Origin of the sequence: Leucobacter chromiisoli (genome assembly GCF_016522505.1) — a bacterium.
Lineage (GTDB): Bacteria > Actinomycetota > Actinomycetes > Actinomycetales > Microbacteriaceae > Leucobacter > Leucobacter chromiisoli.
Genome location: NZ_JAEHOH010000022.1, coordinates 35,805 through 56,495, shown reverse-complemented (window position 1 = coordinate 56,495; position 20,691 = coordinate 35,805). Strand labels below are relative to the sequence as shown.

The window sequence follows — 20,691 nt, the reverse complement described above, 5'->3', positions numbered from 1 at the left end:
GCAGGCGCTGCGAACTCAGAAGGGAGCGACCGGCGTGTGGCGCTGCGGACGGTCGCGGTGAACGCGCCCCGTCGGCGAGGTCCACTCGAGCACGCCGCCGTCGAGCTGCCGCACGCGCCAGCCGGTGCGGTGCTTCAGCACGTGGTGGCCTCTGCAGAGGTGGGCGAGGTTCTCGGTGGACGTCGGGCCTCCCAGCGCGGCGTCGACCGTGTGGTCGATATCGCACCGGTGCAGCGGAACCCGGCATCCGGGGAACCGGCAGTGGCGGTCCCTCGCGCCGAGGAACCGGCGCATCGCCTCCGAGGGCCGGTAGCGCTCGACGGAGAGGACGGCTCCGCTCGCGGCATCGACGCGCACCGTCTCCCAACTCTCCGCCCGCCCCGCGAGCACCCTCGCCGTCGCGATGTCGATCGGGCCGTACCCCTCGAGGACGGGTGTGTCCGACAGCGGGGATGCCGCCGGCGGCCCGGAGGACGGCGGGCCGGGGAACGGCAGCCCGGACGGCAGCCCGGAGGACGGCGGCGCCGAGGCCGCTCCGAGCGCCGGTGGTTCGGGTGGCGGCTCGGAACCGGGTGGTTCGAGTGGCGGCTCGGGATCGGGAAGCAGTGCCCCGACGGGCACGATCACTTGCACTCGCGCGCGAATCGAGCGGATTCCCGCGCCAGAGAACTCCGAGAGGGCGCGGCCATCCGGAAAGGCAGAACGATCCGAAGAGGCGGGTCGCTCCGGAGCGCGCTCATGCGAGCCCGGTCCGCCGGAGGGGCCCGACCCGCCGGAGGAGTCCGGCTCGCGCTCATGCGGGCCCGAGCCCCCTGCGGATTCCGGCTGGCGGGAGGATCCCGACCCGACGGAGGAGCCAGATCCCGTGGGCCCGGAGGCGACGCCCGCGAGCAGGAGATCGGCGAGGATGTCGGCGCGCAGCTGCTCGCGCGTGCGCCGGCTCAGCATCCGCGGTGCGCCCCGGCCCTGCCGCCCGTCGCCCTCGGACGGAGCCCCGGCCGCGTCGAAGGACACCGGCGAGTCGCCGCTCGCAACCTGCCGAGCCATCCGGGTGAGGCGGTCGAGGACGCCGTGGGCCTCCGTCGCCGGAAGGTGGGCGACCAGATCGGACATGCCGTCCTCATGATCGACGACGAACACGCGGCGACGCGCGCGGGCCTCGGCGTGGCGCTCCTCGATCGATGTCTCCGCGTGCTGCTCGGCCAGGCGTCGGGCGATCGGGCGCAGCCTCGCCGGAGTCTCCCGGACGGCGACCTCGAGGACGGCCCGTTCGTAGGCGCCGCGGCGGAGGGTCGCGTCGGCTCCCGTTCCCGGGCCGATGACTCCGCCGGCCTCGACGACGACCGCGGCGTGACGGTGCGAGAGGCGGCCCGAGCGGAACGCCTCGAACACACGCGGGTAGTCGCGCAGCAGCGTCTGCGCGTGGTCCATCTGGCGCTCGACCGTTCGTTCGCTCATGCCGAGCGCGCACGCCACCTCCGCCCGCACGGCGCGGTAGGCGAGTTCCGCGTGCTCGCCCATCGGCGTGGAGGCGATGGTCCGTTCGCTCTCGGCCGCCGCAAGGTCGAACGCCGCGGCCAGCAGCCGCAGCCGCTCGGCCTCGGCCTCGCGCACCCGACGCTCGGCGTCCTCGAACTGCGACACCACGGACGACAGCGCTGCGACATACGGGCTCGCCGCCCCCGACGCGCCCGCATCATGCGTCGCGGTCTCGGGCTTGAACTCGGGCTCGGCCACGCGCTCGGGCTCGGGCTCAGCCACGGGCTTGAGCTCGGGCTCGGCCACGCGCTCGGTCACAGCCGGGTCGAAGCTGGTCGAGTGGTCCATACCGGTATCACACCATGAGCCACTGACATCGGCGGATTCACGCGGCAGCTCGCCTACAGGCCGGTTCCGGAGGCGCACCCGTGGTCGTGACGGCGGGTGCGATTCGATCTCCTACGGCCCCACCGCTGCAGGCTCGATCTCGCCCGAGATCGGCGTCCCCCTCGCGCACGATTGCTCGATGCATCGCGCTCGGACGCATCCGGGCCGAGGCTCGGGTACCGTTGGGGGCATCCGGACCGACCCCGACGCAGAGGAGAACCGCGATGCCGTCGCAGATCATCGAGGACCGCCCCGACTGCACCGTGCGCCGTCTCTTCGTCTCGGAGATGAACAACGCGGTCTACCTGATCACGGCGAAGCGCTCCGGCGACCAGATCCTCATCGACGCGGCGGACGACGCCGACGCACTGGAGGCGCTGCTGCGGGAGGGGGCCCACGACGTCGGCGCCGACGCGGCGACCGCGGACGCCGGGACCGCGAGCGCGGTGTCCAGGGGCGCCGGGACCGCGAGCACCGGGACGGCGGACGCCGGGAGCGCGAGGACGCCGGCCCGTCTGAGGTTCATCGCCACGACGCACGCCCACTGGGACCACACCCGGGCGGTCGCCGAGCTGGCCGCGGCGACCGGAGCCGAGGTGGCCATCGGTCGCGCCGATGCCGCCCGACTGCTCGAGGAGCGCGGGGTCTCCGCCGACCTGCTGCTCGACGACGGCGACCGCCTCGAGGTCGACGGCCTGGTGCTCGACGTGATCGCCCTGCAGGGCCACACCCCCGGCTCGGTGACCTTCGCCACGGTCGCGGGCGACCCTGCGCTGCTCTTCACCGGCGACAGCCTGTTCCCCGGCGGTCTCGGCAACACCGAGGGCGACCCCGAGCGCTTCGACCGGCTGTACCGCGACGTCACGGAGAAGCTGTTCGACCGCTACCCGGACGGTGCCCGGGTCTATCCTGGTCACGGCGAGGCCACCACCCTCGGCGCCGAGCGCCCCGCGCTGCCGGAGTGGCGAGCGCGCGGCTGGTGATCCGCGCGCAGCACGGCCGGCGATCCCCCGCGACCGCGACCCGCGGATGACGGCGGGGCGGCGGAGGAACGGTGGGCGGCGCTCCGCCCCGCCGCGCGTTACGCCTCGATCTTGAGCTCGCCCATCTCGTCCCAGCCACTGCCCCCGACCTTGCGCGACACGATGCGCGGGGTGCGCACCAGCATCGGGCGCATCGTCTCGAGCCCCTTCGGGAAGTGCTCGGAGTTCACGTGCGCGCTCGCAGCGTCGTCGTCGGCGAAGGCCTCCACCAGCACGAACTCGTTCGGATCCTCGACGCTGCGCGACCACTCGAACCAGAGGTTGCCCGGCTCGGCACGGGTGGCCGCGGTGAACTCCGCGTTCCGCTCGACGAACGTCTCCGCGTACTCCGGCTTGACCTGGTATTTCACGACGATGAAGTACATCTCGCCACCTCTCCTTCCGCGAGCCGCCTCCGGGGCCCGCTCTCCTTCTTCGACTTTCGATGCGTGTGTCTCCCGCCCCACGGGACCGCCCGTCGATCGACAGCCTCCGGCGGCCGCCAGGAGCCCCGCGGGACCGGGCTCAACCGCCCGCGGCGCGCACCGCCGCGATGACCTCCTGGATCCGCCGCTGCGCTTCGAGATACTCGCCCACCTGGGCGTCGGCGTCGGCGTCGCTCCAGCCGAGCGGCTCCGCGATGACCGCCGTCACCGCCCGCAGTTCGGACTCGGTCACCGTGCCCAGCGTGCCGAGCGCCAGACGGCGGTCGACCACGTCGCGCAGCGTCCACGCGTCCTCGGCCGCCACCGCGTACCGGGCCTGAGCGGCGATGTCGAGGCGGTCCGGCCGATCCGACACCCGCCGGCCCAGCGCCGGATCGGCCGCCACGAGGTCGAGGATCCGCTCGTGCTCCGTGCCGTACATGCGCGCGAGGTGCAGGCGCACCGCCCGCGGCAGCTGCACGTCGGGGCGGCGCAGCAGGGCCGACTCGAACGCGGCCTCCACGGATCCGTAGTCGCCGAACGCGCCCGCCACGGGGAGCGTGCGCGAGTCGAAATCTCGGGTCGGCGGCAGCGACGGCTCCGACCTCACGATGCGCTCGACGACCTGGGCGGCCATCGCGCGGCCGGTGGTCCACTTGCCGCCGGTCACCGAGTAGGCGCCGGGCAGGCCGCGCTCCGAGTGGTCGTGGATGTCGAAGCGCCGCGACGCCCGATAGGTCGGCTTGCCGTCGTCGACGAGCGGGCGCACCCCGACCAGGGTCGACTCGACGTCGTCGGCGGTGAACCGCCTCGAGGAGACGGAGTTGATCGTCTCGAGCAGGTACTCGATGTCGTCTGCGGTGGTCTCGGCGCTGTCGGCGTCGCCGTCCATCGCGGTGTCGGTCGGCCCCACGAGCGACCGTCCCTGCCACGGGTTGACGACGAAGTGCGAGCCGTTCTTGCCGCGGGCGTAGAGCGCGTCGGTCTGCCCGAGGCTCCCCATGATGAGGTGCACGCCCTTCGCCTGCCGCACTCGGATGCCCGACTGCTCGGCGAGATCGCCGAGCGCACGATCCACCCAGGGACCGGCGGCGTTGATGACGACGCGGGATCGCGCGACGTGCTCGCGGCCCGTGAGCCGGTCGAGGATCCGCGCGCCCGTCACGCGGGCCGTCGCCGCGGTGCGCGCTGAGCCGCCCGTCGCCGCATCCGCGGGACCGGGATCGGTGACGAGGCCGACGACCTCGGCGTGGTTGAAGGCGACGGCGCCCAGATCGGCCGCGGAGCGCACGAGCGAGAGCAGCAGGCGCTCCGGATGCACGGAGAGCGAGTCGTCGTGGGCCCACGCACCGCGCAGGCCCGCGGGATCGAGCCAGGGCACTCGACGCAGGAGCGCGTTCTTGCCCACCCAGCGGAAGCGTTGCGCCCGGACGTCCTTCGGCACGCCCATGTTGCGGCGCCACGCCATCGCCTCGTAGAGGGCGACGCCCGCCCCCAGCACGGGCGCCGGCGGCTTCGACCAGTCCCATGCGGTGAGCAGGAACCGCTGCGGCGCGACCAGGTGCGGTGCGGCGATGCCGAGGTTGCGGCGCTCCGTGACCGACTCCTGCACGACGCCGAACTCGTACTGCTCGAGGTAGCGCAGCCCCCCGTGGATCGCCTTCGTCGTCGCGGAGGAGGTGCCCGATCCGTAGTCGTCGCGCTCGAGCAGCAGCGTGCGCAAGCCCCGCCCCGCGCTGTGCCTCGCGATCTGCACGCCGGAGATGCCTCCGCCGATGACGATGACGTCGAACGGGGTGTCGAGCGCGCCGAAGTCGCGCGCGCCCGACGGCGACGGGAGTGCAGCGGGCGGAGGGGTCACTGGAAGGCCACCTGCGCGAAGGATGCGATCTCGGGGTGGCCGGCCACCCCGGCGTCGTAGTGCTGGTCGCCCTTCCTGCGCACTCCCACGGTGCGCCAGCCGGCCTCCTGCGCGGCGTCGAGCTCGGCGGCGAGGTCGGAGAGGAAGACGATCCGCTCCGGCTCCGCTCCGATCTGCTCGGCGATGGCGCGGTAGGAGCGCGCCTCCCGCTTGGGGCCCGCGTTCTCGGTGTCGAAGTGGGCGCTGATGAGCGGGAGCAGGTCGCCCTCGGGCGTGTGGCCGAACCACGACCGCTGCGCGGCCACCGATCCGGAGGAGAAGATGTAGAGGTCGATGCCGGCGTCGTGCCAGCGGCGGATCGCGGGGATCGCGTCGTCGAAGAAGTGCGAGGTGAGGTCGCCCGATGCGAACCCGTCGGCCCAGATCAGGCCCTGCAGCGTCTTCAGCGGGGTGCGCTTCTCGTCGGCGTCGAGCCAGCCGTTCAGCGTCGCGACGAGCTGCTCCGTCGTCGCGTCGGCTCCGAGACCGCCCTGCTCGATGATCTGCCCGCGAGCGCGGGCGACGTCGGGGTGGTCGGCCCGCTCGTCGAGCACCTCCGCGAAGCGGGAGCGGGAGTAGGGGTACAGGGTCTCGTGGACGAACCAGGTCGACGACGTCGTGCCCTCGATGTCCAGGACGACGGCGGTCGGCTTCTCGATGCTCACGGTGTCGCTCATGCGGTCTCGTTCCTCTCTGGTGCGGATGCGCTTCGCGCCGGCGGGCCGACGGACGCGGTTCTCATACGGCGCGCGGGCCGTTCGGGGTCAGTTCTCGCGCAGGCGCCTGGCGGCGGCGAAGACGTCGCGCAGCGCTCCGCCGAGCAGCTCCTCGCGGATCGCCCCGAGCCTCCGGTACCGCTCGTGGGCGGCGGGATCGGGGGCGAAGCCGGCGCCGCCGGCGAGCCACTCGCCCAGCTGCGACTCGAGCGACGCCGCCCGGCCGATGCCGACGCTCGCCAGCGCCGCATCGGCGAGGACGGCCCCGTCCCCGCGACTCGGCACCCGCCAGGGCACGCCGATGACGTCGGCCTTGATCTGGTTCCAGATCGCGCTGCGGGCCCCGCCCCCGGTGACGAGCACCTCGGAGACGGGCAGGCCGGCGGCCGCGAACTCGCCCAGGAAGTCCGAGTACTCGTAGGCGATGGACTCGAGGATGGAGCGCCACAGCACCGCCTGATCCGCACCGGCGTCGAGGCCCAGCCAGGTGCCCGACGCGTCGGGGTTGTCGGGGTTGCCGCCCGAGAGATACGGCATGAAGAGCGCTCCGTTGCTGCCCGCGGGCACGCCCTGCGCGCGCCGATCGAGCTCGGCGTACGCGGCGTCGTCGGGGGCGGATCCGGAGACCCGGTCGCGGAACCAGCGCAGCGAGAGGCCGCCGGCGCGCACGTAGCCCCAGTAGAACGACTGGCCCTCGATCGTGCCGAGCGAGTAGAGCATCCCCGGGATCCGGCTCACCGAGGGCACGATCCCGTCGACGCCGAGGGTGAGGATGCTGGCGGTGCCGGCGACGTCGGCCGCCTGCCCCGCGCGCAGCAGGCCGCTCGAGAGGTTCGACTGCATGACGTCGCCGGCCCCGGCGACGATGGGCGTGCCCGCGGGGATCCCGGTGCGCTCGGCGAACTCGGAGGTCACCTCTCCGACGACCTCGGACGAGGGCACGACGCGCGTCGCGTGCGCGGGATCCAGGCCGAACAGCTCGAACTGCCGCTCGGAGAAGCCCTTCGAGCGCGCATCCCAGCCGACGACCCAGCCCGACAGGTGGGTCGGATCGACGTAGGCGTCGCGGGCGCCGAAGCCGGCGAACCTCGCTGCCACGAAGGGGCCGAGCGACAGCACCGCGGCGATGCGCCGGTAGACTTCGGGCTCGTTGTCGCGCACCCACTGCAGCGGGAACGGCGCGGCGTAGGCGTCGAGGGTGGAGGTGCCTGACTCCTCGATCCAGATCGGATCGAGCTCGCGGGCCGCCGCAGCGGCGAGGTCGGCCGACCGCACGTCGAGGAACGGGATGATCGGGCGGACCGGGTCGAGGTGCTCGTCGACGTACACCTGCCCGCACAGGATCCCCGAGAACGAGATTCCCTCGATGTCGCCGGGGGCGATGCCGGCGTCCCGCGCCCGCCCGACGGCGGAGGCGACGGCGCGGACGGCGGCCTCGGTGATCTGCTCGGCATCCATCTCGACCCGCCCGGGGCCCGGGTAGCTGAGCTCGTGCTCGGCGTACGCCTGCCCCACGAGGATCCCGTCGAGGGTGTAGATCCCGACCTTGCTGCCCTGGGTGCCGATGTCCACGCCAACGGTGACGGCCATATGCGCTCTTCCTCCTCCGTGCGCCGCGTTCACGCGACGGCGATGGTGATCTTTCCTCTGGTGCTCCGCCGCTCGCTGAGCGCGTGAGCGGCGGCGGTCTCCTCGAGCGGGAAGACCTCGGACAGCTCGGTGCGCAGCTGCCCCGCGTCGGCGAGCGCGACGAGCGAGCCGAGGTCGGCGCGATCCGGTCGCGCGAAGACGTACGCGCCGCCCGCGTCGCCGACCCTGGCGTCGGCGATGGAGCACACGCGGGGCGTGAGCGCCGTCAGCTCGTCGAGCGCCTCGCCGCCCACGGCGTCGAACGCGGCGGTGATCCGCAGGCCGTGCCTCGCGAGGCCCTCGGCGAGCGGAGCGTGCCGGTCGACCGGCCGGGCTCCGAAGCCCTCGACGTAGGAGAAGTTGCGGGGCGACGTCGAGGCAATCACCGTGGCGCCGGCGGCGGCCGCGATCTGCATCGCGAAGGTGCCGACCCCGCCCGCGGCGGCGTTGACGTAGAGCACGTCGTCGGTGCCGACCCCGAGCGCGCCGTGCAGCGACTGGTAGGCGGTGAGGCCGGCGAGCGGGAGCGTCGACGCCTCCTGCAGGCTCCAGGAGTCGGGCGCCTTCGCCACGGTGCGGATGGGGGCGGCGATGTACTCCGCCGCCGTGCCCCAGCGCACGACGTCCATGCGCGCGTAGCCGAGCACCCGGTCGCCCGCGGCCAGCTCCGTGACCGCGGGGCCGACGCGCTCGACCACGCCCGCGAAGTCCCATCCGGGGATCGCCGGGAACCAGGTCTCCAGCACCCCGGCGAGGCGGCCCGCGCGGATCTTCCAGTCGACCGGATTGACGGCGGCCGCGTGGATGCGCACGAGCACGGCGTCGCGTCCGAGCGGCGGCGGCTCGACCTCCTCGAGGCCCAGCACCTCGTGAGAGCCGAACTCCCGATACACGACCGCGCGCATGCCCACCCCTCGTCGCTCCTGGCTGCTCGCGGCAGACGCGAACAGCCACTCCAGTGTAGAGGCGTCGCTCCCGGAACCCGAAAAGCGGCGTAACACCGAGCGCCCGCCCCGCGGCGGCGAGGACGTCTCAGCGCCGGAGTTTGCTAGTCTTCGCTCTGTTCTGCTCACAGTTCTCTTCCCACTCCCCCGCACAGAGGTTATGGAGCCGCGTTGACCCTGGAAGCCATCAGCATCGTCGTTCTCGCCGCCATGTTCGTCGTCGGCACCTGGCGGGAGGTCAACATGGGCCTGCTCGGCTTCGTCGCGGCGGCGGGGCTCGGCCTCCTCGGCCTCGGGCTCGATCTCGACGCGTCCCTCGCCGGGTTCCCGATCGACCTCTTCGTCACCCTGGTCGGCCTGACCTACCTGTTCGGCTTCGCGCAGAACAACGGCGCGATCGACGTGCTGGTGCACTGGTGCGTGAAGCTGGTGCGAGGCCGGGTGACCGCCGCCCCCTGGATCTTCTTCTTCCTCACCGCCGCCCTCATCGCGTTCGGCGCGCTCTTCGCCGTCGCCATCATCGCCCCGCTGGCCCTGCGGTTCGCCCGCAGGAACGGGCTCAACACGTTCATGACCGGCCTGCTCGTGGTGCACGGCGCCCTCGCCGGTGCGTTCTCGCCCATCAGCGTCTACGGCGTCTTCATCAACGACTACCTCACCAGGAACGGCTTCGAGTCCACGCCCCTCGTCCTGTTCCTGGCGCCGTTCGGCTTCAACCTGCTCTTCGCCGCGGTCGTGTGGCTGGTGATCCGCCACCGCCCGGGTCCGGTCGCCGCCGATGACGCGGGTGCGGGTGCGGACGGCGCGACCGCTGGGAGCGGCGCAGGTGTCGGGTCAGGACCAGGATCCGGCGCGACGCTCACGGCCACCGCCGCGGCCCCCGTGGCGAAGCTGACCGCGTTCCAGCTGGTCACCCTCATCGGCCTCGCCGCGATGGCCGTCTCCGTCATCGGGTTCGGAGCCGACATCGGGATCGTCTCGATCTCCATCGGCGCGCTGCTCGCCGCCCTGCGGCCGGCCGACGGGAAGGCGGCGCTGGCGAAGGTCTCCTGGCCCATCGTGGTGCTCATCACGGGCGTGCTCTCCTACATCTACGTCCTCGAGCAGGCCGGCACGGTCGCGTGGGTCTCGGACGGCATCATGGGTCTCGGCGTGCCGCTGCTCGCCGCGCTGCTGCTGTTCTATCTCGCCGGCGTGGTCTCGGCCCTCGCGTCCTCGCTCGGGATCATCGGCGTGGTCATCGGACTCGCTGGCCCCTTCCTCGCCTCCGGGGACGTGCACGTCGGCGGGTTCGTCGCCGCGCTCGCGATCGCCGCGACCATCGTCGACATCAGCCCCTTCTCCACGAACGGCGCCATGCTGCTCGCGAACGTCGACGCCGGCGTCCGCGACCGCTACTACCGCAAGATGCTCGGCTACGCCGGGCTCATGTGCCTCATCGGGCCGGGGCTCGCCTGGCTCGTCGTGGCCGTGCCCACCTGGCTGAGCTGACGCCGTCGTCGATGATGCCGCCAGCCCCCAGCGACGACGCCGGGTTTCGCGGCACGGTGCGCGAGGGGGGACTCGAACCCCCACACTCGAAAGTACTGGAACCTAAATCCAGCGCGTCTGCCAATTCCGCCACTCGCGCGTGGAGGCCGAGCGGAGCCCGGCCTCCACGCAAGACTATCGGGTCGGCGGCTTCGCGCCCCGGCGCCGGGCGCCGCTCACGCCTCGGCCTCCCCGCGATCCTCGTCGTCGTGGGGCACATCGATCTGCTGCTCGATCCAATCCGCCTCGTTCACGAGCTCCGGCGGGTCGCCTGCAGCTCCCTCCGCATCGCCGCCCCGGTCGTCGGCCGCCGGGTCCGCCACGAGCCGCTGCTCGGCCAGATCCGCCTCGGGGGTCTCGACATCCGGGCCCGGCGTCGCGGGCGTCGCATCGCGTCGATCCATCGTCATCGTCCTCCTCGTCCTTCCACTCGGTCCGCCCGCTCCCGCCGGAGCCTGGCGTTCTCGTCCTGCAGGGCGAGCACCATGCCGATGCCCGCGAGGTTGAGGCCCGCATCGAGCAGCGCCGCGATGCGGCGCAGGCGCTCGACGTCGCCGGCGCTGTAGCGACGGGTGCCGCCGGGTGTGCGCTCGGGGGCGAGCAGCCCGCGGGCCTCGTACACCCGCAGGGTCTGCACCCCCAGCCCCACCATCTCCGCGGCCACGGAGATGGCGTAGACCCCGCGATCCTCGTCGAAGCGGGCCTCCCCCTCATCGTCGCCCGACCGCCCCACGGCATCCACCCCTTGCACATCGCTCGTCTTCGTGTTATGAAATCTATATCCCTCATTATAGGTTCGACCGACGCGGCGGGTCAACGGACGCCGGAGGAGCGGCACCGGCCATGAGCCGCGATGCGCGGACCCGTGGCGGCCGAGCCCGCAGAGGGAGAGACACGCAGATCAGCGACAGGAAAGGAGACTCTCATGCTCATGCGCACCGACCCGTTCCGTGAATTCGACCGTCTCACCCAGCAGCTGTTCGGGGCCGACGGCACGCTCGCCCGCCCCACCGCGATGCCGATGGACGCCTGGCGCGACGGCGACACCTTCCACATCGAGTTCGACCTGCCCGGCGTCGCGCCCGACGCCATCGACCTCGACGTGGAGCGCAACGTGATCACCGTCAAGGCCGAGCGCCCGGGGATGACCGGCGAGATCGAGCAGCTCGCGGCCGAGCGCCCCCGCGGCGTCTTCAGCCGGCAGCTGGTGCTCGGGGACAATCTCGACACCTCCCGCATCTCGGCCAGCTACGAGGCGGGAGTGCTCCGACTCGACGTGCCGGTGGCGGAGGAGGCGAAGCCGCGCAAGATCTCCGTCACCGCCTCGTCCGAGCCGCGGCAGGCGATCGACGCCTGAACCGCCCGGCGGATGGATGGGGCGCGCGCGGCCACGCGGGCGCCCCATCCGCTACGCTCGCAGTCATGAGCACTCCGCCCGCACTCCCCCTCGTCGGCCCGCTCGTCTCGCTGCGCGCACCCGAGGCGCGCGACGAGGATCCGCTCCTCGCGATCCTCACCGAGCCCGAGGTCGCCGAGTGGTGGGTCGGCTACACCCCGCAGCGGATCCGCGCCGAGTTCCTCGACCACCCCGACACGGTGCGCATCATCGAGGTCGCCGGATCCTGCGCCGGAGCGCTCGTCGTGCTGCGCGGCGATGACCCGGAGTACCCGACCACGGTGATGCACATCTTCATCGGCACCGCCTTCCGCGGCCGCCGCATCGGAGAGGAGGCGCTCGCCCTCGCGATCCGCGAGGAGTTCGCCGCCGGGATCACGCGGGTCACCCTCGACCCGAACGTCAAGAACGAGGGCGCCATCCGCAGCTACGAGCGCATGGGCTTCCGGCGCGTCGGCGTTCTCCGCGACTACCAGGTGCGCCCCGACGGCTCCCTGGACGATGCGCTCTTCCTCGACCTCACGCGCCGCGACTTCCCCGAGGGGCCGGCGCTTCCCCAGCGCTGACCCGCCGCGCGTCTCCACCGACCCGCCGCGCGACCCCGCCGACCCAGCGCGCATCTCCACCGACCCACCGCGCGACCCGCCGACCGCGCATCTCCGCCGGCCCGATACAGCCGCATCGACGTCTGGTCGGCCGCCGGCCCGCGCCGCGCCGCGACCGATCCCGGTTCTCCGAACGTGCCAGGATGGTCGGGTGATCGTGAGCGGGCTGTCGGCGGGGGCGTGGACCGCGCTCACCCTCGCCTGGCTCGCGGCGGTCATGATGCCGGGGCCCGACGTCTTCCTGCTCATGCGCCTCGCGATCCGCGAGCGGCGCGCCGCCGTGCTCGCCGCGCTCGGCATCATGAGCGGCAATCTGCTCTGGATCCTGTTCTCGGTGCTGGGGCTCGCGGTGCTGCTCGACTCGCTGCCGTGGCTGCTCCCCGCGCTGCAGCTCGCGGGAGCCCTCGTGCTGGGCTGGATCGGCGCGCAGAGCATCCGGTCCGGGATCCGCGGGCTGCGCCGCCCCGACCCCGAAGAGATCGCGACCGGCCCGAGACGGCCGTGGCTGCTCGGACTCGTCACGAACCTGTCGAACCCGAAGGCGCTCGTCTTCTTCACGGCGCTGCTCGCGCAGTTCCTGCCGCCGGGCACCGAGCTGCGGGATCGCGTCGTCGTGATCGTGCTCATGTCGCTCACGGGCCTGGCCTGGTTCCTCGCGGTCGCGCTCGCCTGCTCCGCGGCGGCCTTCCGGCGCTGGTTCCGCAGGGCCGCGCCCTGGCTCGACATCGTGGCGGGCGGGGTGTTCGCCCTCGTGAGCGCGGTCGTGCTCGTCGAGCTCGTCCTCGCCGTGCTCGCGGGGAGCTGACCCCTACCAGCCGCCGGACAGCACCCGATCGAGCGCGTCGACCACGAAGTCCGCGCTCTCGGCGGTGAGGGTGAGCGGCGGCTTCACCTTCAGCACGTTCGAGCGCTCCGACGTCGTCAGCACGATCACCCCGAGCTCGCGGAGCCGCTCGCAGACGGCGGCCGCCTCGGCCGTGGCGGGCTCCATCGTCCCGCGGTCCCGCACCAGCTCGACGCCGAGGTAGAGCCCCTCGCCGTGCACCGGACCGACGATCGGGTGCCGCTCGGCGAGCGCGCGGAACCCCTCCGCGAGCCGCTCCCCCACGACCCGGGCGTTCTCCTGCAGCCCCTCGTCGCGCATCGCGTCGAGCACCGCGATCCCGACCCGGCAGCTCAGCGGATTGCCGCCCGCGGACGAGAAGAACTGCCCCTGGGTCGCGAGCGCGTCGGCGATCCGCTTCGAGGTGATCACGCCGCCCATCGGGAATCCGTTGCCCATCGGCTTCGCGATCGTCACGAGATCGGGGATCGCGCCCGAGCGCTCGAACCCCCAGAAGCTCGCGCCCATGCGGCCGAAGCCCACCTGCACCTCGTCGGCGATGCAGAGCCCGCCGGCGGCGCGCACGCGCGCGTAGGCGTCGGCGAGGTATCCCTCGGGGAGCAGCACCCCGCCAGCGTTGCCGAGCACCGACTCGCAGATGAAGCCCGCGACGTCGCGGCCCTCCACCGCCAGCCGGTCCAGATCGTCCCCGAGGTCGGCGGCGTAGCGGCGGCCGACCGAGAGGTCGCCGGCCTCGCCCCGGTGGGTGCCGCGGAAGCGGTTCGGCACATCGGCGACGTGCACCCAGTCGGGCCGGTTCTCGAGCGCCCACGGGTTGTCGTAGGCGCTCGTCGTCACCGCGTCGCTCGCCATCGTCCAGCCGTGATAGGCCTCGCGCAGCGCGACGATCGTCCTGCGGGCCGTCGCCGCCTGGGCGAGCCGCAGGGCGAGATCCACGGCCTCGGATCCGCTGTTCACGAGCAGCACCGTGTCGAGCGCCTCCCGCCCGCCGTCGGGGCTCGGCGTGCGCGCCGCGTCGGGCAGCGTCGCCAGCAGCCGCTCGCTGTACTCGGCGAGCTCGCGGTAGAGGAAGCGGGAGTTCGTGTTCAGGATCCGGATCTGCCGGTTCGCCGCGTCGGCGACGCCGGGGTGGCCGTGGCCGAGGCCCGTCACGTTGTTGACCATGTCGACATAGGCCCGAGCCGTCGTGTCGACGAGGTGGTGCCGCCAGCCGCGCTCGATCTGCATCGGCTGCTCGTAGTACCGCTCCTGGGCGCTCGCGAAGATGCGCTCCCGGCGCGCCTGCTCGTCGCCGGACTCGTCGCGCTGCGCCGCGGGCTCGAGGCCGAGCAGGGCCGCGGGATCGTGCGTGAAGCGCCGCCACGCCGTCGCGCGCTCGGGGGTGACGAGCTGGGCGCGGCCGGGCTCGGAGGCCGCCGTCACGGGGCCGTCTGCGAGGATCTCGAGCATCGCGTCGATGCGGCAGAGGCCGACGGTCAGCGAGCGGGGCGATCCGGATGCGGGCACCCGCGCCACGACGTCGCCGGCGCGCACCTCGGCCCCGCGGCCCTCGGCGGGACCGGCGTCCCCTCCGTCTCGGTTCCCGTCGGGTCCGGTCCCTGCCGGTTCGACGCCGACGACGGTCAGCAGCCACGTCTCGTCGAGCTGCAGGGTGACCGAGCCCGGCGTCGCGCCGGACCCCGGCACCGCGACGACGACGCGCGCGTCGACGGGACTCGTCACCGCCAGCTGCGCGCCGGCCGCGAGCCGCACCTCGGTGTCGATGGGCCACGTCTCCGCGGCGTCGGCCGCGTCGACGCGCGCCCGAGTGAGCCGGTAGACGCCGTACGGGAAGACCGCGGCCCGGATCCGCGGGTCCGCGAGCGCCTCCCCGACAAGCCGGTCCTCGGCGCCGGCTTCGAGCCACCGGCCGCCCGCGAGCGCCTCGGACTCCACCCCCGGATCGAGCACCGCGACCCCGCCCTCGAGCCCGGGCAGGAGCGAGCGCAGCGGAGGCGCGCCCTCCCCCGGCTCCGGCGACGGCGTGCGCGGCACCGCCGCGAGCCGCAGCCCAGCGCCGTGCGCGACGCCGTGGAAGCCGAGCCGCGCGAGCACGTGCTCCGTCGCCTCGGCGAGGGGCAGCGCCGTGGCGGCGTCGAAGATCGCCTGCTCGCCCGCGATCCGATCCCGCGCGTAGTCGTTGCCGCCGTCGATCTCGAGCTGGCGGTGACCGCTCGCGACCAGCAGGCAGGCGCGCAGCACGATCAGCGGCCACACCGCCCGGGCCTCCGTCGCGCCGAGGGCGGCGCCGCGGTGGAAGGCCGCGATGGTGTCGAGCACGCGCAGCGGGCGCTCCGGTTCGTGGTGCAGCATCGAGGAGGCGGTCACGGCGAGCTCCGCGACCCGCCACCCGTAGGAGAGATCCCCGAGGTCGAGGACCGCGAACGGGTGGGCTCTCGCGTCGTCGCCGATCCGGCCCATCACGTTGTCGTCGGTGAGGTCGCCGTGGATCGCCTGCACCGGCAGCTCCGCGACGAGAGGGGCGAGGGCCGCCCGCGCCGCGTTCGCCGCGGCCAGCACGCGGCTCCGCAGGGCACGATCCCGGATCGCGGGCGCCAGCCGCAGGGTCTCGGCGTGGGCGACGCGCATATCCCACATGTGGGCGCGATCGAGGCCGGGGTGCCGCAGCGCGGCGAGGGCGCGCACGGAGGCGGCGGCGAGGCTGCCGAACTCCCGCAGCACGACGGGGGCGAGATAGCCCGCGTCGACGAGGGCCTCGCCCTCCACGAACTCGCTCCGCCGCACGGCGAGCCCGCGCCAGCGCTGCGTGGTCCGGCCGTCGACCCCGGGCAGCATCGCGGGGACCGCGACGCCGCCGGCGCGATACGCATCGAGCGCGGCGTGCTGGGCCTCCCGCGCCTCGTCCCCGAACACGGGGTTGTCGACGCGCAGCACGCTGCGGGCGCCGTCCGCCTCCGCGAGCACGAAGTTGCGATCCTGGTTGCTGCCGAGCTCACGGGCGACGGCCTCGACGCCATAGCACTCGCGCGCGATCAGCGCGGCGTCCGCCTCCGAGACCTCCGGGCGCCTCAGCCCGCCCTGGTGCGATTCGGTCACTGGGCCCTCCATCCCCGTTCGGTGCCTCTACAGAACTCCGGGTGGGCAGAACATGCTCGCCGAGCACCGGATCCGGGTGCTTTTCCGCCCACTCGGATGCTACTCGCCCGCCAGCTCGAGGATGTCGGGCGCGAGCGCCGCGAAGGCCCGGGTGCGGTGCGAGAGGGCATCCTTCTCGGACGGGCTCAGCTCGGCGGCGGATCGCTCCTCGCCGTCGGGGCGGAAGATCGGATCGTAGCCGAACCCGCCCGCGCCCGCGGGCTCGCGCAGCACGGACCCCGGCCAGGTGCCGATCCGCACGGTCTCCTCCCCCGACGGCAGCGCCAGCGCCGCGGCGCACACGAAGGCCGCGGCGCGGTGCTCGTCGGCGAGATCCGAGAGCTGCCACAGCAGCAGCTCGACGTTCGCCGCGTCGCTGCGCGAGGGCCCTCCCCAGCGGGCCGAAAAGATGCCCGGGCATCCGCCGAGCACGTCGACGGCGATCCCCGAGTCGTCCGCGACCGCGGGAAGACCCGTGTGCTCCGCCGCGGCGCGGGCCTTGAGCAGCGCGTTCTGCTCGAAGCTCGTGCCGTTCTCGACGGGCTCCGGCCCGTCGTAGCCGATCAGCTCGATGCCCGGGATCAGGGGCCCGATGATGCGGCGCAGCTCCTCGAGCTTGTGGGCGTTGTGGGAGGCGAGGACGACCCTGGTCGCGGTCACTGCTCCCCCCGCGGGTCGACGCCCAGCGCGGCGCTCTGGATCTCGCGCAGCTCGCCGGCGGAGACGAGCGCGAGATCGAGCAGCGCGTCGAGCTCGTCGCGGCGGAAGGGCGCGCCCTCGGCGGTGCCCTGCACCTCGACGAAGTCGCCCGAGCCGGTCACCACGACGTTCATGTCGGTCTCGGCGCGCGAGTCCTCGACGTACGCGAGGTCGGTCATCGGCACGCCGCCGACGATGCCGACGGAGACCGCCGCGACGCTGTCCTTGAGCGGCTGGGCCTTGCGGGCGATGTGGCCCCGCTCCCTGCCCCACGCGATCGCGTCGACGAGGGCGACGTAGGCGCCCGTGATGGAGGCGGTGCGGGTGCCCCCGTCGGCCTGCAGCACGTCGCAGTCGATGACGAGCGTGTTCTCGCCGAGCGCCTTCGTGTCGACGACGGCCCGGAGGCTGCGGCCGATGAGCCGCGAGATCTCGTGCGTGCGGCCCCCGATCCGGCCCTTGACCGACTCGCGCTGCATCCGCTCGTTCGTCGAGCGCGGCAGCATCGAGTACTCGGCCGTCACCCAGCCCGTGCCCCGGCCGGTCAGCCAGCGCGGCACGCCCGGCGTGAAGGAGGCGGTGCACAGGACGCGCGTGCCGCCGAACGAGATGAGCGCGCTGCCCTCCGCCTGCGCGCTCCAGCCGCGTTCGATCGTGACGGGCCGCAGCTGCCCGGGGGCTCGGCCGTCGGCTCGGGTGGTCTCGCTCATGATGTCTCCTCGGGTGGCGTTCGGTGTGGCCGGATGAGCGGTTCCGGCTCCGCGGTGACGGGAGCCGGAACCGCTCACTCGGCGGGGGTCTTCGATGCCGGGAGCCGGCCCGGCAGCCGGATCGCGCCGGTCGGCGCGTGGTCGACGGCGTCGATCCCGATCCCGAGCATGCGGCGCGCGAGGTCGACGAACGCGGTCGCGTCGTCGCCCGTCGCCTCGTAGCGGAGCACGGGCTCCGGGCCGCCGGCCGGTCGCAGCAGCCCGCGGTCGGTGAGCGTCTGGTAGACCTGGTTCGCCGTCTCGATGTCGCTCGAGACGAGCGCGACCTCCGGGCCGACCACCTGGCGGATCGCGCCGCGCAGGAACGGGTAGTGCGTGCAGCCCAGCACCAGCGTGTCGATGTCGCGGGCGACGAGCGGCGCCAGGTACTCCTCGGCGACGGCGAGCACCTCCGGCCCGCTCGTCTCCCCCGCCTCCACGAGCTCCACGAAGCGCGGGCACGCCTGCGTGGAGAGCTCGATCTCGGGGCGCACGCGGAACAGATCGTCGTACACGCGCGACTGGATGGTGCCGGCCGTGCCGATGAGTCCCACCCGGCCGTTGCGGGTGATCGAGACGGCGCTGCGCACCGTCGGGCCGATCACCTCGACCACGGGCACGTCGTAGCGCTCGTAGGCGTCCCGGAGCACCGCCGCGGAGGCGGTGTTGCACGCGATCACCAGCATCTTCACGCCCTGCGCCACGAGGTCGTCGAGGATCTCGAGCGCGAAGCGGCGCACCTCGGCGATGGGGCGGGGGCCGTACGGGGTGCGGGCCGTGTCGCCCACGTAGATCATGGATTCGCCGGGGAGCTGATCCCGGATCGCCCGGGCAACCGTCAGGCCCCCCACGCCAGAGTCGAAGACGCCGATGGGGGCGTACACATCGCGATTCGCACTCACCGCACCAGACTACCGGCACTCGCCTTTCGCTCCGGTCAGCCTTCGCCCCGGGCCGCCGCACTTCTCCCCGGGTCACCGCGCTTCGCCCCGGGTCACCGCGCTTCGCCCCGGGCCGCCGCGCGCGTCGGTCACGACGTCACGCGCTATGCACGCGAATCCGGGCGATTACCGCGTGACCTCGTCAGTAACGCGCGCACCGCCGACGGAGCGCTTGATCCAGGTGTGGCGGTGCAGCTCGGTGAGCCCGTGCTCGGCGATGCCCGCGTAGTGCGCCTTCGAGCCGTATCCCTTGTTCGACTCCCAGCAGTAGAACGGGTGCTCGAGATGCGCCTCCCGCATGATCGTGTCGCGGTCGACCTTCGCCCGGACCGAGGCCGCGGCGACGCTCGCGCAGGCGCGGTCGGCGCCCACCTTGACCCGCACGTCGAGGGGCGAGCGCAGGGCGGGCGAGAGCCAGTCGTGGGAGCCGTCGAGCAGGACCACCGCCTGCTCGACCGCGACGCCGGCCCCGTGCAGGATCAGCAGCGCCCGCCGCGCGGCCTCGCCCAGCATCGCGGTGATGCCGCGGGCGTCGATCTCCTCGGCCGAGGCGTAGCCGACCGCGCCCGCGCCCCACTCGGCGACGAGCGGCGCGAGGGCCTCGCGCCGCTTCTCGCTCAGCAGCTTGGAGTCCCGCAGCCCCTCGGGGAACGTCTCCGTCCCCGCGAGGACGGCGTGCGCGCCGACGGCGACGGGGCCCGCCACCGCGCCCCGGCCGACCTCGTCGATCCCGATCACGAGGCGCGCGCCGGCGGAGATGAACTCCGCTTCGAGGTGGAGCGTCGGGTCCTTCGCGAGCGCGCTCATCCGGCCGCGGCCCCCTCGGACTTCGCCGCCTCCACGCCCGTGAAGGTCTCCTCGGGGTTGCCGAGCCACCCGAAGCGGCTGAAGGGCCAGTTGAGCAGGAAGGCCCGGCCGACGATCTCGTCCTCCGAGACGAAGCCCTTGCCCGGTTGATCCTGGTTGTACCGGGAATCCTTGCTCTGATAGCGGTTGTCGCCCATCACCCACACCGAGCCCTCGGGCACCGTCACGTCGAAGTCGATGTCGGACACCCGCGACTCGCCCTCGGGCAGCTTGATGTAGGGCTCGTCGAGCGGCACCCCGTTCACGGTGACGCGCCCGCTCGCGTCGCAGCACGCCACCCGATCTCCGCCGACGCCGATCACGCGCTTCACGACGTACTCGTGGCTCGTGTCGGCGGCGAGGCCCACGACCTGCAGCACCCGCTCGAAGTCGCTCGGCGGCTCGACGGCGCGCGCGTTGAGCCAGCCCCCCGGATCCTTGAACACGACGATGTCGCCACGCTGCACGTCCATGACGTCGGGCACCAGCTGGTTCACGAGGATCCGGTCGTTCACCTGGAGCGTGTCCTCCATCGAGCCCGAGGGGATGTAGAAGCTGCGCACCAGGAACGTCTTCAGGAGGAAGGAGACCAGGAACGCGATCACCAGGATGACGACGAGGTCGCGGAGGAAGCCGAGGACGCCGCTCCGTCTGCGACGGTTCTCTGCTGCACTCATCTCGGCTCCTCACTTCCGGCCGAGAGGCTCGGCAGGCACCCGACTATCCTGCCACCGCCCACCTGGGAACGCGGCCCGGCACGGCGGCCGGGCCGCTATCCGGGAGCGTCGGAGCGCACGGCGGCCGGGCCGCTATCCGGAGCGCCGGAGCGCACGGACGCGAGAAGCCCCCGCCCGGGCGAACCCGGGCGGGGGCTTCTCGACGGCGCGAGGATCAGGCCTCGCGCTTCTCCTTGATCTTCGCCTTCTTGCCGGTGAGGCCGCGCAGGTAGTACAGCTTCGCGCGGCGGACATCGCCGCGGGTCACGACCTCGATCTTGTCGATCGCGGGCGAGTGCACGGGGAACTTGCGCTCCACGCCCACCTGGAAGCTGATCTTGCGAACGGTGAAGGTCTCGCGGACGCCGTCGCCGTGGCGGGCGAGCACGACGCCCTGGAACACCTGGACACGAGAGCGGTTGCCCTCGACGATGTTCACGTGCACCTTCACGGTGTCGCCGGCGCGGAACTCGGGGATGTCGCTCTTCAGCGACGCGGCATCGACGTGGTCGAGCTTCTGCATGATCGTCTCTCTCTGCGCCCGCCGCAAGTCGGAACGCGGATTCCTGTGTTCGAAGAGTAGGCGTGCTTCACGGACCGTGCGAAACCCTCGCGGCAGCGTCGCGCCGTGGCACAAGGATCAATTATGCCACAGTCTCGGGCACCGTGCGCGACCCCGGCGAGCCGCCGCGCGCTCAGCGGTTCAGCAGCACGCCCGCCACCACCAC

At 73.1% G+C, this 20,691-nt stretch carries 20 protein-coding genes and 1 tRNA gene; 5 read left to right on the top strand and 16 right to left on the bottom strand.

Features of this window, described 5'->3' with window-relative positions; translation table 11 throughout:
- Positions 1–15: 15 nt before the first annotated feature.
- Positions 16–1,827 carry an HNH endonuclease signature motif containing protein gene (locus tag JD276_RS14305; RefSeq protein WP_200116343.1) on the bottom strand — a complete coding sequence of 604 codons (1,812 nt, stop codon included), beginning with the start codon at positions 1,825–1,827 and terminating at the stop codon, positions 16–18.
- Between the two features lie 263 nt (positions 1,828–2,090).
- Here JD276_RS14305 and JD276_RS14300 point away from each other — a divergent pair, with 263 nt between their 5' ends.
- Positions 2,091–2,849: an MBL fold metallo-hydrolase gene (locus JD276_RS14300; protein WP_200116342.1), complete on the top strand. Its 759-nt coding sequence runs from the start codon at positions 2,091–2,093 to the stop codon at positions 2,847–2,849.
- Positions 2,850–2,947: 98 nt separating this feature from the next.
- Here JD276_RS14300 and JD276_RS14295 read toward each other — a convergent pair whose 3' ends face one another.
- The 5 genes from JD276_RS14295 to JD276_RS14275 all read right to left on the bottom strand — a co-directional run bounded on the left by JD276_RS14295 (position 2,948) and on the right by JD276_RS14275 (position 8,463).
- Positions 2,948–3,274, bottom strand: coding sequence for a putative quinol monooxygenase (locus JD276_RS14295; protein ID WP_200116341.1), 327 nt, complete (start codon positions 3,272–3,274; stop codon positions 2,948–2,950).
- A gap of 139 nt (positions 3,275–3,413) precedes the next feature.
- Positions 3,414–5,174, bottom strand: coding sequence for a glycerol-3-phosphate dehydrogenase/oxidase (locus JD276_RS14290; RefSeq protein ID WP_200116340.1), 1,761 nt, complete (start codon positions 5,172–5,174; stop codon positions 3,414–3,416).
- Positions 5,171–5,890 (bottom strand): acireductone synthase, encoded by a 720-nt coding sequence (gene mtnC / locus JD276_RS14285; protein ID WP_200116339.1) that lies wholly within the window; start codon positions 5,888–5,890, stop codon positions 5,171–5,173. Before mtnC ends, JD276_RS14290 begins: the two co-directional genes overlap by 4 nt.
- An 87-nt stretch (positions 5,891–5,977) precedes the next feature.
- Complete coding sequence (locus tag JD276_RS14280; protein WP_200116338.1) at positions 5,978–7,519, bottom strand: xylulokinase; 1,542 nt, start codon at positions 7,517–7,519, stop codon at positions 5,978–5,980.
- Between the two features lie 29 nt (positions 7,520–7,548).
- Entirely contained in the window at positions 7,549–8,463 is a 915-nt protein-coding gene (locus JD276_RS14275) for an NADP-dependent oxidoreductase (RefSeq protein ID WP_200116337.1), read from the bottom strand.
- Between the two features lie 210 nt (positions 8,464–8,673).
- Here JD276_RS14275 and JD276_RS14270 point away from each other — a divergent pair, with 210 nt between their 5' ends.
- Positions 8,674–9,993 (top strand): SLC13 family permease, encoded by a 1,320-nt coding sequence (locus JD276_RS14270; RefSeq protein WP_200116336.1) that lies wholly within the window; start codon positions 8,674–8,676, stop codon positions 9,991–9,993.
- 57 nt (positions 9,994–10,050) lie between these two features.
- Here the strand turns inward: JD276_RS14270 and JD276_RS14265 are convergent.
- The 3 genes from JD276_RS14265 to JD276_RS14255 form a co-directional block, all read right to left on the bottom strand.
- Positions 10,051–10,132 (bottom strand) — tRNA-Leu (locus JD276_RS14265).
- A 76-nt stretch (positions 10,133–10,208) separates the two neighbouring features.
- Positions 10,209–10,442, bottom strand: a complete 234-nt coding sequence (locus JD276_RS14260) for an Rv3202a family protein (protein WP_200116335.1) — start codon at positions 10,440–10,442, stop codon at positions 10,209–10,211.
- Positions 10,439–10,783, bottom strand: coding sequence for a MerR family transcriptional regulator (locus JD276_RS14255; protein WP_307866590.1), 345 nt, complete (start codon positions 10,781–10,783; stop codon positions 10,439–10,441). The genes JD276_RS14260 and JD276_RS14255 overlap by 4 nt, the downstream gene beginning before the upstream one ends.
- Positions 10,784–10,957: 174 nt before the next feature.
- Between JD276_RS14255 and JD276_RS14250 the strand changes: the two genes are divergently transcribed.
- From JD276_RS14250 to JD276_RS14240, 3 genes are all read left to right on the top strand, one after another.
- Positions 10,958–11,389: an Hsp20/alpha crystallin family protein gene (locus tag JD276_RS14250; RefSeq protein WP_200116334.1), complete on the top strand. Its 432-nt coding sequence runs from the start codon at positions 10,958–10,960 to the stop codon at positions 11,387–11,389.
- 65 nt (positions 11,390–11,454) lie between these two features.
- Positions 11,455–11,994 (top strand): GNAT family N-acetyltransferase, encoded by a 540-nt coding sequence (locus tag JD276_RS14245; protein WP_200116333.1) that lies wholly within the window; start codon positions 11,455–11,457, stop codon positions 11,992–11,994.
- A gap of 190 nt (positions 11,995–12,184) precedes the next feature.
- Positions 12,185–12,838 (top strand): LysE family translocator, encoded by a 654-nt coding sequence (locus tag JD276_RS14240; RefSeq protein WP_200116332.1) that lies wholly within the window; start codon positions 12,185–12,187, stop codon positions 12,836–12,838.
- Positions 12,839–12,841: 3 nt separating this feature from the next.
- Here the strand turns inward: JD276_RS14240 and JD276_RS14235 are convergent, their stop codons facing one another.
- From JD276_RS14235 to rplS, 7 genes are all read right to left on the bottom strand, one after another.
- Entirely contained in the window at positions 12,842–15,973 is a 3,132-nt protein-coding gene (locus JD276_RS14235; protein WP_307866589.1) for an aminotransferase, read from the bottom strand.
- 99 nt (positions 15,974–16,072) lie between these two features.
- Positions 16,073–16,672 (bottom strand): RdgB/HAM1 family non-canonical purine NTP pyrophosphatase, encoded by a 600-nt coding sequence (gene rdgB / locus JD276_RS14230; protein WP_200116330.1) that lies wholly within the window; start codon positions 16,670–16,672, stop codon positions 16,073–16,075.
- Positions 16,669–17,421 (bottom strand): ribonuclease PH, encoded by a 753-nt coding sequence (gene rph / locus JD276_RS14225; RefSeq protein ID WP_200116329.1) that lies wholly within the window; start codon positions 17,419–17,421, stop codon positions 16,669–16,671. The genes rdgB and rph overlap by 4 nt, the downstream gene beginning before the upstream one ends.
- A 74-nt stretch (positions 17,422–17,495) precedes the next feature.
- Entirely contained in the window at positions 17,496–18,362 is an 867-nt protein-coding gene (murI, locus tag JD276_RS14220; protein WP_307866588.1) for a glutamate racemase, read from the bottom strand.
- Positions 18,363–18,527: 165 nt separating this feature from the next.
- Complete coding sequence (gene rnhB, locus JD276_RS14215) at positions 18,528–19,208, bottom strand: ribonuclease HII (RefSeq protein ID WP_200116328.1); 681 nt, start codon at positions 19,206–19,208, stop codon at positions 18,528–18,530.
- Positions 19,205–19,924: a signal peptidase I gene (gene lepB, locus JD276_RS14210; protein ID WP_200116327.1), complete on the bottom strand. Its 720-nt coding sequence runs from the start codon at positions 19,922–19,924 to the stop codon at positions 19,205–19,207. Before lepB ends, rnhB begins: the two co-directional genes overlap by 4 nt.
- 214 nt (positions 19,925–20,138) lie before the next feature.
- Positions 20,139–20,486: a 50S ribosomal protein L19 gene (rplS, locus tag JD276_RS14205; RefSeq protein WP_200116326.1), complete on the bottom strand. Its 348-nt coding sequence runs from the start codon at positions 20,484–20,486 to the stop codon at positions 20,139–20,141.
- Positions 20,487–20,691: the final 205 nt, after the last annotated feature.